The organism is Fodinicurvata fenggangensis DSM 21160 (genome assembly GCF_000686045.1).
Classification (GTDB): Bacteria; Pseudomonadota; Alphaproteobacteria; order Kiloniellales; family DSM-21159; genus Fodinicurvata; species Fodinicurvata fenggangensis.
The window spans coordinates 182,634-197,336 of sequence record NZ_JMLV01000001.1 but is presented as its reverse complement, the minus strand read 5'-3'; the positions used below and the strand labels follow the sequence as shown (position 1 = coordinate 197,336).

16 protein-coding genes are annotated in these 14,703 nt (G+C 58.1%); 6 read left to right on the top strand and 10 right to left on the bottom strand.

What is annotated here, in order from left to right:
- Positions 1–12: 12 nt before the first annotated feature.
- Complete coding sequence (locus tag BP38_RS0100945; RefSeq protein ID WP_026986186.1) at positions 13–942, bottom strand: histone deacetylase family protein; 930 nt, start codon at positions 940–942, stop codon at positions 13–15.
- A 120-nt stretch (positions 943–1,062) separates the two neighbouring features.
- Between BP38_RS0100945 and BP38_RS0100940 the strand changes: the two genes are divergently transcribed.
- On the top strand, positions 1,063–2,205 hold the full coding sequence (locus BP38_RS0100940; protein WP_211250212.1) for a 2'-deoxycytidine 5'-triphosphate deaminase: 1,143 nt from the start codon (positions 1,063–1,065) through the stop codon (positions 2,203–2,205).
- A gap of 3 nt (positions 2,206–2,208) precedes the next feature.
- Here BP38_RS0100940 and BP38_RS0100935 read toward each other — a convergent pair whose 3' ends face one another.
- A complete protein-coding gene (locus tag BP38_RS0100935; RefSeq protein WP_035723279.1) occupies positions 2,209–2,583 on the bottom strand; it encodes a DUF423 domain-containing protein in 375 nt (124 codons plus the stop codon).
- A gap of 4 nt (positions 2,584–2,587) precedes the next feature.
- Positions 2,588–3,349: a glycerophosphodiester phosphodiesterase family protein gene (locus tag BP38_RS0100930; protein WP_026986183.1), complete on the bottom strand. Its 762-nt coding sequence runs from the start codon at positions 3,347–3,349 to the stop codon at positions 2,588–2,590.
- A 137-nt stretch (positions 3,350–3,486) separates the two neighbouring features.
- Between BP38_RS0100930 and queA the strand changes: the two genes are divergently transcribed.
- Genes queA through BP38_RS0100905 form a run of 5 tightly spaced genes read left to right on the top strand, consistent with a single transcriptional unit; the run spans position 3,487 to position 7,564 of the window.
- Entirely contained in the window at positions 3,487–4,515 is a 1,029-nt protein-coding gene (queA, locus tag BP38_RS0100925; protein ID WP_026986182.1) for a tRNA preQ1(34) S-adenosylmethionine ribosyltransferase-isomerase QueA, read from the top strand.
- Positions 4,512–5,660 carry a tRNA guanosine(34) transglycosylase Tgt gene (tgt, locus tag BP38_RS0100920; RefSeq protein WP_026986181.1) on the top strand — a complete coding sequence of 383 codons (1,149 nt, stop codon included), beginning with the start codon at positions 4,512–4,514 and terminating at the stop codon, positions 5,658–5,660. Before queA ends, tgt begins: the two co-directional genes overlap by 4 nt.
- Entirely contained in the window at positions 5,657–6,121 is a 465-nt protein-coding gene (gene queF / locus BP38_RS0100915) for a preQ(1) synthase (RefSeq protein WP_026986180.1), read from the top strand. The genes tgt and queF overlap by 4 nt, the downstream gene beginning before the upstream one ends.
- On the top strand, positions 6,114–7,238 hold the full coding sequence (gene queG / locus BP38_RS0100910) for a tRNA epoxyqueuosine(34) reductase QueG (RefSeq protein ID WP_245602282.1): 1,125 nt from the start codon (positions 6,114–6,116) through the stop codon (positions 7,236–7,238). The genes queF and queG overlap by 8 nt, the downstream gene beginning before the upstream one ends.
- Complete coding sequence (locus tag BP38_RS0100905) at positions 7,235–7,564, top strand: DUF1491 family protein (RefSeq protein ID WP_026986178.1); 330 nt, start codon at positions 7,235–7,237, stop codon at positions 7,562–7,564. The genes queG and BP38_RS0100905 overlap by 4 nt, the downstream gene beginning before the upstream one ends.
- Positions 7,565–7,588: 24 nt before the next feature.
- Here BP38_RS0100905 and BP38_RS0100900 read toward each other — a convergent pair whose 3' ends face one another.
- From BP38_RS0100900 to BP38_RS0100870, 7 genes are all read right to left on the bottom strand, one after another.
- Positions 7,589–8,818 carry a polyhydroxyalkanoate depolymerase gene (locus BP38_RS0100900; RefSeq protein WP_026986177.1) on the bottom strand — a complete coding sequence of 410 codons (1,230 nt, stop codon included), beginning with the start codon at positions 8,816–8,818 and terminating at the stop codon, positions 7,589–7,591.
- A 207-nt stretch (positions 8,819–9,025) separates the two neighbouring features.
- Complete coding sequence (locus BP38_RS0100895) at positions 9,026–10,006, bottom strand: branched-chain amino acid ABC transporter permease (protein ID WP_026986176.1); 981 nt, start codon at positions 10,004–10,006, stop codon at positions 9,026–9,028.
- Positions 10,003–10,911 (bottom strand): branched-chain amino acid ABC transporter permease, encoded by a 909-nt coding sequence (locus tag BP38_RS0100890; protein ID WP_035723070.1) that lies wholly within the window; start codon positions 10,909–10,911, stop codon positions 10,003–10,005. Before BP38_RS0100890 ends, BP38_RS0100895 begins: the two co-directional genes overlap by 4 nt.
- A complete protein-coding gene (locus BP38_RS0100885) occupies positions 10,911–11,618 on the bottom strand; it encodes an ABC transporter ATP-binding protein (RefSeq protein ID WP_035723068.1) in 708 nt (235 codons plus the stop codon). Before BP38_RS0100885 ends, BP38_RS0100890 begins: the two co-directional genes overlap by 1 nt.
- Positions 11,619–11,620: 2 nt before the next feature.
- Entirely contained in the window at positions 11,621–12,331 is a 711-nt protein-coding gene (locus BP38_RS0100880; RefSeq protein ID WP_026986525.1) for an ABC transporter ATP-binding protein, read from the bottom strand.
- Between the two features lie 100 nt (positions 12,332–12,431).
- Entirely contained in the window at positions 12,432–13,769 is a 1,338-nt protein-coding gene (locus BP38_RS0100875) for an ABC transporter substrate-binding protein (RefSeq protein WP_026986173.1), read from the bottom strand.
- Positions 13,770–14,085: 316 nt separating this feature from the next.
- Positions 14,086–14,556: an Hsp20 family protein gene (locus tag BP38_RS0100870; protein WP_437123985.1), complete on the bottom strand. Its 471-nt coding sequence runs from the start codon at positions 14,554–14,556 to the stop codon at positions 14,086–14,088.
- Between the last annotated feature and the right edge of the window lie 147 nt (positions 14,557–14,703).

Genomic DNA, 14,703 nt, shown 5'->3' with positions numbered 1-14,703 from the left:
TTCCCGTAAATTTCAGGACTGCATCAAGGCGCGGACATGCGCGGCCGCAGACCGCCCCAGTGCCTGTAAGTCGTACCCGCCCTCCAGCAGCGAGACAACCCGGCCGCCACAGCCATGCTGGGCCGCCTCGAGAATCTCCTCGGTCGCCCAGGCAAAATCATCCTCGTGCAGCTTCAGTCCAGCAAGCGGATCGGCTTCGTGTGCGTCAAACCCCGCCGAGATGAAAACAAAATCCGGTGCAAAGGAGGACAGTCGCGGCAGGACAATGCTTGAAAAGGCTTCGCGAAATTCCTGTGAACCCGACCCGGTAGGCAGCGGAATGTTCAGGATGTTGCTCGCCGCCCCACGTTCCGATGCTGCACCTGTCCCGGGGTAGAGTGGCATCTGATGCGTCGAGATCAGCAAGAGGTCCGGGTCATCCCAGAAGGCAGCCTGCGTCCCGTTTCCGTGATGCACATCGAAGTCTACAACGGCGATGCGGTGCACCTTATGCGCTGCCCTGGCATGCTGGGCGGCAACGGCTGCGTTGCTGAACAGGCAGAATCCCATGGCCTGGCTTGGTTCGGCATGATGGCCTGGTGGCCGCACGGCACAGAAGGCATTCCTAGCTTCTCCGGACATGACAGCATCCACGGCCGCACAGGCGGCCCCTGCCGCCCTGAGCGCAGCCTCGCCCGAATCCGGTGACAGCACGGTATCTCCATCCAGGGAGGCATGTCCTTCCTCCGGGATGGCACCGAAGACACGGTCGATATAAGCTTCTGGGTGGACCCTGGAAATCTGTTCCCGCGTGGCCAGCGGCGCCTCACGACGTTCAAGCGTCTGGAATTCTTCTTTGTCCAGCTCCCGCAGGACGGCGCGCAAACGTTCGGGGTTTTCCGGGTGAGCGCGCCCCGTATCGTGGCGCAGGCAGGCTTCATGGGTATACAGGAATGTGCTCATAGAGATGCCGTCCCAGGGCTGGAATTCATTTTGCAGATAAGCGCGATCATGGCTGCCAAGGCGTTGCCCGGGAATGATCTCACTGCTACGAACATACAGTTTACAAGGGAGGACCGGCCGGTGGCCACGACAAAGCTGCAAACTGCCCAGGAAATGGGAGGGGGCATCCTGCCCGACCAGGCCATAACGGAACTGGTCCGGAAGGGCGCCATCAAATCCGACACGGACACTCTCGAGGAGCAGATCCAACCTGCCAGCCTTGACCTGCAGCTTGGACGCACTGCCTATCGTGTCCGCGCCAGTTTCCTGCCAGGGCGTGACAAGACGGTTCGCGAACGCATCGCGGAGCTCTCGATGCACGAGATCGATCTGACCAACGGTGCCGTGCTTGAGGTGGGCTGCGTCTATATCGTGCCTTTGCAGGAAGCTCTTGCCCTGCCAGAAGGCATTTCCGGCTTGGCAAATCCCAAGTCCTCAACCGGCCGGCTGAATGTCTTTACGCGTCTGATTGCCGACAACACCGAGCAATTCGACCAGGTTCCCGAGGGCTACACTGGCCCCCTCTACGCCGAAATAGCCCCCAACGCCTTCAGCGTGCTCGTGCGTCCTAGAGTGCGGCTGAACCAGCTGCGCCTCAGGCATGGCCAACCCGATATGGATGACGGCGACCTGCAGCGCCTGCACGAGGAAGCCGGTATCGTTGGCGAGAACGGAGAACAGCCCGGAACAGCCGAAATCCGCAAGGGACTTGTCTTCACGGTGGACCTGAGGGGCAAGGCAGAAACCCAACTGATTGGTTTCAGGGCAAAACGCCACACCTCCGTGGTCGACCTGTCCCGGATCGGCGCCTATGACCCCCGGGAGTACTGGGATCCGCTTTATGTAAGTCCACGCAACCAGTTGATCCTGGATCCCAACGAGTTCTACATCCTGGCTTCAAGGGAAAGTGTGCGCATCCCCCCCGACTATGCTGCGGAAATGGTCCCCTATGACACCCAGATCGGCGAGTTTCGGGTGCATTACGCCGGCTTCTTCGATCCCGGTTTCGGCTGGCAGGAAGAACGCAGTGGCGGCACGCGCGCCGTACTGGAAGTCCGCTCGCACGAAGTGCCTTTCGTTCTGGAGGACGGCCAGGCCGTAGGACGCCTTGTCTATGAAAAGCTTGCCGGCCGGCCAGAGCAACTCTATGGCGCAGGCATTGGCTCGTCCTACCACGCCCAGGCATTGACACTCAGCAAGCACTTCCAGCCCTGGTCGGCGTGAAACTCACCCCATGGCTCGCCAAGCATAGCGGATAAAGAAGACCCAGCCGACCATGAAGGCAAGTCCTCCGACGGGGACGACCGCACCGAAAACGCGCGGCGCACCCAGCGCCATGACATACAACAGGCCACAGAAAAGCAATGTTCCCAAAGTGAAGGCGTAACCGGCAAGCGTGATGTCCAGGCTACGCTCCTGTGCGCGGCCAAGGATGCCCAGGGCAATCAGAGCCAAAGCATGGAACATCTGATAGCGAACGGCTGTATCGATCCAGCCCAGGGCCTTCTCATCCAGTCGCGCCTCCAAGCCGTGGGCGGCAAAAGCGCCGATCAGAACCGTCAATAATGCACTCACACCGCCAATTGCCGTCCAAACGGGCATATCCTCACTCTCCATTCCATTGATTGCGTCTGACGAGGATCTCCTTAAGCAGGCTTGGCCGATCGGTCATGAGACCGTCGACGCCCAGATTCAGGAGAGCTTCCATCTCATCGCGTTCGTTCACTGTCCAGACATGCACCTGCAGACCGCGCTTCCGGGCCGTCCGCACAAACCTGTTGGTGACAAGCGGCATCCCCTTGTATCGTGGCGGCACCTGGACTGTCGGGAAGGGAGTGGCGACCTTGACCCCATGTGATGCCAGCCACAGCCGGGCGACCCCCATTTTCCCCGGCGCCCAGCATAGGCCAAGTCCCAGGCGCTTGCGCAGGTCATGGACACGATTTTCCTCGAACGAGGCGACACAGACCCTGTCCTCGGCCCTGCAATCAGAAAGGGCCCTGGCCAGGGGCTCGACGACAGCGTCGCTTTTGGGATCAATATTGAAGCGACAGTCCGGAAAGGCCTCAAGCACCTCCTCTAACCGGCTCAACAGCTCTCCCTGCTTGGTCCGCAGCTTCCGCAACTCGCGCCAAGTATGACTGGAGACAGTGCCCTTCCCATTCGTGGTTCGCTCCAACGTGGCATCGTGAAAAATCACCGCAACACCATCGGATGTAGCCTGGACATCCGTCTCGATATAGCGATACCCAAGCGCCACCGCACGCCCGAAGGTGTTAAGCGTGTTCTCCTCGCCTTCCAAAGCACCTCCGCGGTGTGCAAAGGCGAGTGGCCGCAAAGCATCCAGATAGGGGTAGCGATTAACCATAGCCAATCCAACAGGCTTTGCTGTCCAGCCATCGCTGGGGCTTTGCCTTAAAGGAACGGAGTGCTAGAGCAGTGTCATAAAGACTGAACACGTCGCCACACCTCTTCACCTTCAAGAGAATAGACTCGGCACGCTCCATGCAGCTTAGCGACTTTGACTTTGATCTGCCACGCGAGCTGATCGCACAGCGGCCAGCAGACCCGCGCGAGGACGCCCGACTGCTGCATGTCGGCGCGGAACTCATGGATTACCATGTTCGCGACCTGCCGAATCTCCTGCGCCCTGACGACCTGCTGGTTTTCAATGACACGCGCGTGATCCCGGCTAGACTGTACGGAAAGCGCGACCAGGTTCGGGTTGAGGTCACACTTCACCGGCAAACGGAGAACGGGAACTGGCGTGCCTTTGCACGCCCAGGCAAGCGTCTGCGTGAAGGACAGGAAATCATGTTCGGGGACAATTTGTCCGCTCGCGTCCTTCACAAGCTGGAGGAAGGAGAAATCGAGCTGAATTTCTCCCGCTCGGGGGCCGATTTCCTTGCTGCACTGGAAAGCCTGGGGCACATGCCGCTGCCCCCTTACATACAACGCCCTGAGGGCTCGGACGCTCGCGACCACCAAGACTACCAGACTGCTTATGCGCGCGAACCAGGTGCGGTCGCCGCACCCACGGCGGGCCTGCATTTCACCGATGCCCTTCTGGAACGAATCAGTGACCGTGGCGTTGAAACGGCCTGGGTCACCCTGCATGTGGGCGCCGGTACCTTTCTGCCGGTCAAGGTCGAGAAGATCGAGGAGCATCGCATGCACCTTGAGTACGGCCGGCTTTCGCAGCACACCGCCAGCCAGGTCAACCGGGCCCGCGCCGCGGGCCGACGCGTGGTTGCCGTCGGCACCACAGCTTTGCGCCTTCTGGAAACCGCGGCCAGTGAAGATGGCAAGTTGCAGCCCTTTGACGGCGAGACCGGAATCTTCATTTACCCTGGCTATCGTTTCCGCTGTGTCGATGCCCTGATCACCAACTTTCATCTACCCAAGTCGACCCTGTTCATGCTGGTCTGCGCCTTTGCGGGGACGGAACGCATGAAAGCGGCCTATGCCCATGCAGTCGAGCAGGGCTATCGATTCTTCTCCTATGGTGATTCTTCCCTTCTGGAGCGCGCATGAATAGATCCAACGGGACCGCTTTCACCCTTCTGGCCGAGGACGGTCTGGCCCGACGGGGACAGGTCGCCACGGCCCACGGACTGGTTGATACGCCCGCTTTCATGCCTGTAGGCACGGTGGGCAGTGTAAAGGGGCTCCTGCCCGAACAGGTTGCTGCCAGCGGCGCCCAGATCCTGCTGGGCAACACATATCACCTGATGCTGCGCCCCGGTGCCGAGCGGGTCAAGAAACTGGGCGGGCTGCATCGCTTCATGAACTGGTCGGGTCCGATCCTGACGGATTCAGGAGGTTTCCAGGTCATGAGCCTCTCGGAACTGCGCGACATGAACGAAGAAGGCGTTACCTTTCGTTCCCATCTGGATGGCAGAAAGCACCTTCTGACCCCCGAGCGTTCCATGGATATCCAGCATAGCCTGGATGCTGACATCACCATGGCCTTTGATGAGTGCACTCCCTTCCCGGCCAGTCACGAGGATGCGGAAAGCTCCATGCAACGCTCCATGCGTTGGGCGGCACGCAGCAAGAGGGCTTTTCAGCCAAGGCCCGGCTATGGTCTTTTCGGAATCGTCCAGGGCAGCGTTTACGAGGACTTACGCCGCAAGTCGGTGGAAGAGCTTTCCGAGATCGGGTTTGACGGCTATGCCATTGGCGGACTGGCCGTCGGCGAAGGCCAGGAAACCATGCTGCAGGTACTGGATTTCACACTGCCCGTCCTGCCCGCGGACAGTCCGCGTTATCTCATGGGCGTGGGCACGCCTGATGATATCGTGAAGGCCGTGCAGCGGGGAGTCGACATGTTCGACTGCGTCATCCCCACGCGCGCCGGGCGGACAGCGCGTGGCTATACACCGCGCGGCACCTTGAACCTGCGCAACGCGCGCCATCAGGAGGACCCGCGCCCCCTGGACGAAGCCTGTAGCTGTCCGGCCTGCAGGGATTACAGCCGCGCCTATATCCACCATCTCTTTCGCGCACAGGAAATGCTCGGCCCAATCCTTTTGACGCTGCACAACTTGCATTACTATCAGTCACTGATGTCCGGACTGCGACACGCCATTGAAGCGCGCGCACTGGACTCCTTCGTCGAGCGCTTTCGAAAGGATCAGGCGCAGGGTGACATTCCACCGATCGAGGCCAGCGAATGAGCGATACGAGAGAATTGAGGCTATCGCAGCTGGGCGATGACAGCCACCTCCCTGCTTCTCCGGACGAAGCGGTGCTTGACCCCATTCCCAATCCACACCCGAAGAAACTCTATCTGGTCCGCTTTACCTGCCCCGAGTTCACCTCGCTCTGCCCCGTAACAGGCCAACCCGATTTCGCACATCTGGTCATCGACTTCGCACCGGACCAGTTCCTTGTGGAAAGCAAGTCCCTGAAGCTGTTCCTTGGATCTTTCCGCAATCACGGAGCATTTCATGAGGATTGCACCCTGGATATTGCCGAACGCCTGGAGGAGGCCATAGAACCACGCTGGCTAAGGCTAGGCGGTTATTGGTATCCGCGGGGCGGCATCCCGATCGATGTTTTCTATCAATCCGGCCCCCCTCCCGAGGGATTATGGCTGCCGGACCAGGGCGTAGCTTCTTATCGCGGCCGTGGTTGATCCAGACGACATCAAGGCGGAGCTTCGAAAGCGCGCCCTCGAGATCGGATTCGATGCCGTCGGTTTCGCACCCGCAGATCAGCCACAGGAAGCCGGTGACCGCCTGAAAGACTTCGTTGAGGCCGGGTACTACGGCGACATGGGATGGATGCCAGAAACCTACGAACGGCGGCGCCACCCACAGGCTCTGTGGCCGGAAGCACGTTCCGTGATCGTACTGGCCCAGAACTATGGTCCGGAAGACGATCCCCTGGCAGTACTGGACCAGCCTGAACAGGGCGGCGTCTCGGTTTACGCGCGTCATCGGGACTATCACGACCTGGTTAAAAAGCGCCTGAAACAGCTGGCGCGCTGGATGCACGAAACACTGGATTGTGACGTGAAGGTTTTCGTGGATACAGCCCCTGTCATGGAAAAGCCCCTGGCTCAAAGCGCCGGGGTCGGTTGGCAAGGCAAACACACCAACCTGCTGTCACGTGACCTTGGCAACTGGTTCTTCCTGGGGGAAGTCTTCACGACCATGGAATTGCCGCCCGACGAACCGGAGAGCGAGCATTGCGGCAGCTGTCGGGCCTGCCTGGACATTTGCCCGACCAATGCCTTTCCTGCGCCATTTCAACTCGATGCTCGGCGTTGCATTTCCTACCTGACCATCGAGCACAAGGGGCACATTCCCGAAGAGCTGCGCAAGCCCATGGGCAATCGCATCTATGGCTGCGACGATTGCCTGGCGATATGCCCCTGGAACAAGTTTGCCCAAAAGACACGAGAGGAGAAGTTGCGCGCACGCGAGGACCTCAAAGGCCCCTCGCTGGCCTACCTTGCATCACTGGACGACGCATCATTCCGTGAATTTTTCTCCGGCAGTCCCATCAAGCGGACCGGCCGCAATCGCTTTCTTCGCAACGTGTTGATCGCGATTGGAAATTCCGGGCGAAACGAAATGATCCCCCATGCCACACAACACCTGGACGATGACTCTCCACTGGTGCGCGCAATGGCCGTTTGGGCCTTGTTCCAGTTGATGTTGCTCGCAGAGTTCAAGACCCTGCGCCAGAAGCACCTGAGCAAGGAAGAGGATGCTGCCGTCATAGAGGAATGGAATCGAGCCTCATGAATGAAGAAGCGCGCATTCCGACCCATATCTGGGTGGGCGCAGGTATACGCCAAGCCAATCAGGATGGCACACCAGCCATGTTGCGCCATCGCGGCGAGGCGATGGACGGTCAGGTCTATGTAAAGATTGACCTGCTGGATGGCCGGGCCTGGGTACTGATACGCCAGCGCAACATTCAGGGGGACTTATCCTGGACCAGCGTGCCGCGCTCGGAACCGCTTTCCACTGACGAGGCCGAAAGTTATCTGGAACGCGTCCTACAACGCGACCCCGACAGTTGGATCATCGAGGTAGAGGACCGTAAGGGCCGAAATCCCTTTGAATGAACAGCACGCGGCAGTGACGGCTTTTCACTCGGACGCGTGTCGCAGAATGAAATCCGCAATCCGCGGCTTGATCTGCTCACGCCAGCGCCGACCGTTGAATATGCCGTAGTGTCCGACATCCTTCTGCATGTAGGTCTCCTGCCTGTTTCGTGGCAGGGACGTGCAGAGATCATGCGCAGCCAGGGTTTGCCCGGGCGCGGAGATATCATCCAGCTCCCCCTCGACAGTCAGGAGTGCAGTCTTCTCGATCTTTCCTGGATCGACCCTCTGGCCGCGCCACAGCAGTTCCCCCTTGGGCAACAGATGGCGCTGGAAGATTCGATCGACGGTTTCCAGGTAGTACTTGCTGGGCGTGTCCATGACAGCCTGGTATTCGTCATAGAAAGCTCGATGAGCGGCGGCCGAATCCCCGTCACCGCGCACCAGGTGGCGGAACATCCTGAGGTGAGCGTCGAAGTGACGGGAAGGATTCATCGAGATGAAGCCACTCAACTGCATGAACCCGGGATACACCATGCGCCCAGCACCGGGGTAATAGGCCGGAACTTCGGTTACCAAACTGCGTTCGAACCATGACAGGGGCTTGGACTCGGCAAAGCGGGTCACCTGTGTTGGCTCGGCACGCGTATCAACAGGTCCGCCCATCAAGGTCATGGTTCGTGGCTGGGCGGGATCGTCCTGAGCTGCCAGTACAGCCACCGCCGCCAGTACGACAGGCGCCGGCTGGCAAACCGCAATCACGTGGCTATCACGGCCCAGATGCCTCATGAACCCCATCAATTCCTCGAGGTAGTCATCAAAGCCGAATTCGCCTTCATCCAGGGGCACTTCTCGGGCATCGCGCCAATCGGTGACATAGACCTCATGATCGGCCACCAGAGCCTGGACAGTTCCCCGCAACAAGGTGGCATAGTGCCCGGACAGTGGTGCAACCAGCAGGACCTTGGGCAGTTCCTTATCATCGGCGTCTTCACGACGGAAACGCTGCAAATGACAGAACGGCCGCTTCACGACAGAGTCACGATGCACCCGGCGCTTTTGCCCCTCGACTGTTACACTCTGTATGCGCCACTCCGGCCGTGGCCTCTGCCGAACGGCATCGTCAAAGATCTCCAGACCCGCCACCATGGACTTTCCCATATGCGTATAAGTGGCCGGGAAAAATGGATTGCTGAGCAGCTCGCGGGTCATTTCACCTGCCAGCCGCCACGGCATAAGTGCCGTCTGCTGAAATTCGTATAACCGATAGAGCATGCTGCTCCTTTCAGGTCCCTGTTTGCGGGGGTCCCCTTTTCAGGGAACGCCCAATCATTGCCCTTCAAGGGTTACCATTCCGTAAGCGGGGAAACACCCTTTATGTTCCGCAGGGCGTCAAGCCGATTTCAAGTGGAACGCGCAAGGCGTTGCAAGATGAGAGGTGCGGATGGAGCAGTCTCTGTAGCCTGCTCCATCGCGACCGCATCACCAGAAATACTTCTTCAAGCCCGCCAACCCCTTGCGCGCAAACAGCATCACGAAAATCAGCAGCGCGCCGAAGATGACCAGCCTCCAGGGCCCCAGCCCGCGGAAATACTCCTGGAAACCGATCAGCAGGAAAGCCGCAAAGATCGAGCCCCAAAGCGTACCACGTCCGCCAACGTATGTGATCGTCAGGATTTCCACTGTCCGATAGACTCCGAATTCTTCCGGAGTCGGAGAGAGAATGCTTATGTAATGAGCATAGTATGCCCCCATGACACCGGCAAAGAAGCTGGCGATCGTGAAGTTGTACAGCTTGTACTTTGTGGTGTTCAGTCCCATGCTCTGGCTGGCTAGTTGGTCTTCTCGCAGCGCCTCGAAAGCCAGGCCGAAACGCGATTTCACCAGCCACCACAGCGATCCCATGATGATGGCTCCCAGGACGAGCACCAGATAGTAGTAATTCAGCAGATCACCACGGCTGAAATCGATTCCCAGAATGTCCGGGTAAGGCGGCACGGACAGCCCGAGCATCCCACGTGTGAAATCCGGTGTATTGGAGATCGTGAAACGGATCGCCTCACCCACGAAGAAGGTCATCAGCGCAATATAGAGCCCCCGAAGCCTCAGCGTGATGACACCGGCGAGAAAACCGATGAAAGCGGTCATAAGCCCGCCTGTCAAAAGACCCAGCCAAGGTGATATACTGTAATGGAAAGAGCCTAGGGCTGAGGTATAGGCACCGATCGCAAGAAATCCGGCATAGCCGAAATTGATCAGACCTGCATAGCCGATCATGAGATCGAAGATCGCTGCCATCAGCCCCATCATCACGGCCGATATGAAGATACGGGTCAGATAATCATTGTCGATTAGGGTGGGTGCGAAGACCAGCAGTGCCAGCAGCACCACGATCTTGAGAATACGTGCCCCGTGGCTGTGCCAGACACCCGAACCAGCTGTCATCACAGTCTCGTTGGTCATGCTCTTTCCACCTTGCTTGAAGAGAACAGTCCACTGGGACGCACAATCAGGATCACGATTACCAGGACCGCGGTCATCACGTTCTGCCAGCCGCCAGACATGAAGAAGGACGAATAGGCCTCGACCACACCGAGCAGCATCGCCGCAATGATTGCGCCGGATATGTTCCCCAGTCCGCCCAGGATAACGCAGGCAATGGACTTGATGACCGGATAGAAACCGACAGTCGGATGTGCAGGAAAGAGTGAGATCAGCAGACCACCGGACAGTCCGGCAAGTGCCGCTCCAATACCGAATGTATAGGTATAGATGCGCTGGATATCGATGCCCAGGGTCTGAGCGGCTCCCGGATCCTGGGAGGTTGCACGGATCGCCTTGCCAAGGTCGCTGTAACGAATGAAGGACCAGAGCGCCAAGCCGACCGCAACAGCGACGGCAACGATCATCATGCGCTCATAGGTAATGATGATCGGTCCATAGACGAAGGTACCGTCAACAAGTCCACCTACACCACGCCGCTCCGTACCAAACAGAATAAGCGCCAGATTCTGCATCACCACCAGCATTCCGATGGTCAGGACGAAAGCATCCAGCAGCCAGTCACGCCCTGCCCGTTTACGCAGGGTCGCAATGAGGGTGCGCTCGATGAGCACCCCAAACCCGAAGAGGACCACTGCGGCGGCAGCAACACCCATTGGCCAAGGCAAACCCATGACACCGGTCACGAAGAACATGACATAGGCGCCGATCATGAAGAGCTCGCCGTGAGAGAAGTTCTTCACGCCCATGATGCCGAAGATGAGTGATAGGCCGGCAGCCATCAGCGCATACATCGAACCGCGCACCAGACCCTGGGCCAGGACCTGGGCCAGAATGCCGGGATCGAGTAAAAGGCTGAGCTCCATCAGATCCACTCCTTCACAATCTCATCCAGTCGTTCGGCGAACTCTTCCTTTGTGCCCTCATGGCGATTTTCACCCAGCGCCAGCGCATAGACATAATCCGCGATGGATATCGACTTCTTCACGTTTTGATCGACAATCAGGATGGTATATTTTTCATCCTTCAGCCTTGAAATCTCTTCATAAACCTCGTTTACCAGCTTCGGCATCAAGCCCACTGAAGGCTCATCCAGAAGAAGTGTACGCGGCCCGGTCATGGTCAGACGGGCAATCTCGAGAATTCTCTGTTCACCGCCGGAGAGTATACCGGCGGACAGGCGTCTTTTCTCCTTGAGGCGTGGATAGCGTTCGTAGATACGCTCCAGTGCTTCCCGACGCTCACTGTCCGAACCCATGATCCAGCCGCCGAGTTCCAGGTTTTCCTCGACCGTCATGCGCGGAAAGATGCTGTGGCCCTGAATCAGGTAGGCGATTCCCTTGCGCAGCATGTCCTTGGGGGAATATCCGACAATGGATTGCCCGTCGTGCTTGATCGTACCGCGCTCCGGCTTCAGGTAGCCGTAGATCGTTTTCAAAAGTGTGGATTTACCGGCCCCGTTCGGACCAATGATAACGGTTACACGTCCATCCTCAGCGGTCAGGTCAAGGCCATTGAGAATGGGAACTTCCCGCGTGTAACCGGCAACGACATCAGAGACTTCCAGACTCATTGCTATTGTCCCAGGTAGGCTTCGATCACGGTTGGGTTCTCGCGCACCTCGCTCGGGGTGCCGCGTGCCACGTTCCCGCCAGCGGCCAGCACCGCAACCGTGTCGCATAGTTCACTCACATGCGGCATTTCATGGCTGATGAGAAGGAAGGTTTTCCCCTGGTCATTGAGCTTGCGAACTATGCCTATCAGCACCTCGATCAGCGCAGGATTGATGCCATTGAAGGGCTCATCGAGAAGAATGAGGGAAGGGTCCGTCATCATCGTGCGCATGAACTCGAGGAGCTTCTTCTGCCCCCCCGAGATCTCGATCGCAGGGTTCGCCTTGACCCTGTCAAGCGTAGCCATCTCCAACAATTCCTCTGCACGCCGGATGGCCTCGGTTCGCGTCATCGACATGGGAACGGTTGGAACCAGCATGTTCTGAAGCACCGTCATTTCGTCAAAAACGCGTGCAACTTGAAAAGTTCGCCCAATTCCCATGGTGGCGATGCGGTGTACCGGTTTGTTCGTGATATCACGTCCCTTGAAACGAACGGTTCCACTATCAGCCGAATAGATCCCGTTGATTACGTTGAACAGGGTCGACTTCCCGGCCCCGTTTGGGCCCATCATCCCCTGAATCTTGCCTTCCTCGACGTCAGCGTCGACACCGTCCAGGACGACCAGGCCATCGAATTGCTTCTTAAGCCCGCGAACTTCGAGCAGACTCATGCGCGCAGCTTTCCTTGCTGTGACAGGAAGTTATTGGAGAGATAACGGCAGGATACCGGGGGCGGTTCGAATGGCCCGCCCCCGGCCGGAGACCTGCAAATCAGAGCCAAGGCGGTGCTTCGAATTCGCCCTGCGCATGCTCAAGCGGCCAGAGAATCTTGGCTTCACCGTCCTTGAGCTGGACAAGCGGGAAGAAGAAGCCTTCCTCGAAACCACCCACCTGGACTTCGCCTGGGCAGAGAGCATTCTCGCCGGCTTCATCGGCGAAGTTTATGCGCTGCCAGACACCCTGGTGATCGAGTTCCCGGGCACTTTCTACCAGGGCATCGAAGTCCAGCGTACCGGCACTCTGAAGCACCTTGAGGCCAGCCGTCATGTAGTCATAGCCTTGTTGTCCGGCTGGTGCCAAGGACGGCTCCTCGTCATACTTCTCGCGATAGCGATCAACCCACTCCTGCTGATAGGGCGCAATGACACGTGGTGAATCCATGGTCACCACGAAATCCGAAGCATCACCCGTCAATTCATGCCATTCGCTGAACCAGGTCAGGCCGTGACCGATCAGCAGTGCGGGAATCTGCTGGTCCCGGAACTGCTTGACGAAGTTGGAGGCACTGACGTTGCCAGTGACGGTCATGCCGACCACTGATACGTTCTGGGCACGGTATTTCGTCAGCAACGAGGAAAACTCGGTCTCGTCCAACGGGATGACGTCATAGGGCAGGACATCGAAACCGATTCGCTCAAGGGACTTCACGAGCGCATCCCCCCAGCCACGGCCATAGTCGGTATCCTCCACAACTACGGCGGCTTTCTTGTTTGCCGGTTCCCACAGGCCTTCATCCATGAAGTGCTGCAGCGGATCGCCATAGAGACCGGCAAAGATCGGTGGAGAGGCCCAGCCCTTGTACCAATGGGTGTATTTTCCTGGATCCTCGTTGATCTTTTCACAGATATACTGGGATTCACCGCCATGCCCCACATGAACGATTCCCATGCCGGCCTCGGCTTCCGATACGGCCATGGCGACGGATGAATGCCAGCCGGAAACCATGAATTGAACGCCTTCGCGGTCGACCGCATTCTGAACGGCACGAACAGCGCGCTCGGGGTTGGACTCGCTGTCCACCCAGACGATCTCGATGTCACGCTCCGAACCATCGATGTTCAGGGGCAGCAGGCCCTCTTCGCGCGCATCCTCGACTGCCATCATGGCGCCATTCTGAATGCCTTCTCCCGTACGGCTGGCCGCTCCCGTGAAGGGGCCCATCACGCCCACCTTGATGGGACCGGAGTCCGATTGCGCCCGGGCCAGTCCCGGCGCAGCAAAGAGCGTCGCCGCACCCAAGCCAACGGTCCCCGCCGTTTCCATGAAACGACGACGCGTTACGCCCTGTGGTGCGGGCTTTTGAACAGGCTTTTCGTCTTTCGTGGTCATTCTATTGCTCCCCATTCTTTGGATCTTGCACGTCTCGGGCCGTTCAGCCGTATTCTTCTTGTGCGATTTCCATCCCTTTCACAGCCCGAAAGGTAACGTGAGCTCTGCGAACGCTAGCACGATCTTTTTAGAGGAAGCAATCTCTCTGTTTTTACAAAGAAATTATATATTTTTCAGCAAATAACAAGACTATCATAGACAATTTTCAGTTGTTTTCTTCCAAGGCTTGATACGTCTTATCCATGCAAATAAAAGGCCGGACAGGGGTTCCCCGTCCGGCCGATATACCTAGAATTTGGTCCTAAGCTCGAGAAGATCAGGCTGCCTTGCTGGTAACCTTGTTCTCGCTCTGGCCTTCTATCGACTTCTGGCTCTTGCTGGAATCCGAGGACTCGATCTGAATGCTCCTCGGCTTCATGGCCTCAGGAATTTCCCTGACAAGCTCGATGTGCAACAGACCGTTCTCGAGGTTCGCTCCAGTGACCTTGATGTGGTCCGCGAGACGGAAGGACCTCTGGAATGCCCGTTCGGCAATTCCGCGATGCAGGTAGGTTCCTTCCTGCTCCTCGCTGTCCTTCTCCTTCCTGCCTTCAACCACCAGCGCGTTCTCCTGAACCGTGATACTCAGATCCTCATCCGAAAATCCGGCCACGGCCATCGTGATGCGATAATCATCCTCACCGCGCTTTTCGATGTTGTAAGGTGGATAACTCGGCGTTTCTTCGTAACGCGATACGTTGTCCATCAGGTCCATCATACGGTCGAACCCGACAGTTGCACGAAGCATTGGTGAAAAATCCAGACTGCGCATAACTATACCCTCCATTTGAGCGATACAGGTTTTAAATGCCCTCATGGGCCGCTGATTGGCGGAAAGCCCCTTCAGGCGACTTTCCATGCCATCCAGCTATCTGGGAATCCCCTCACGGCCTTT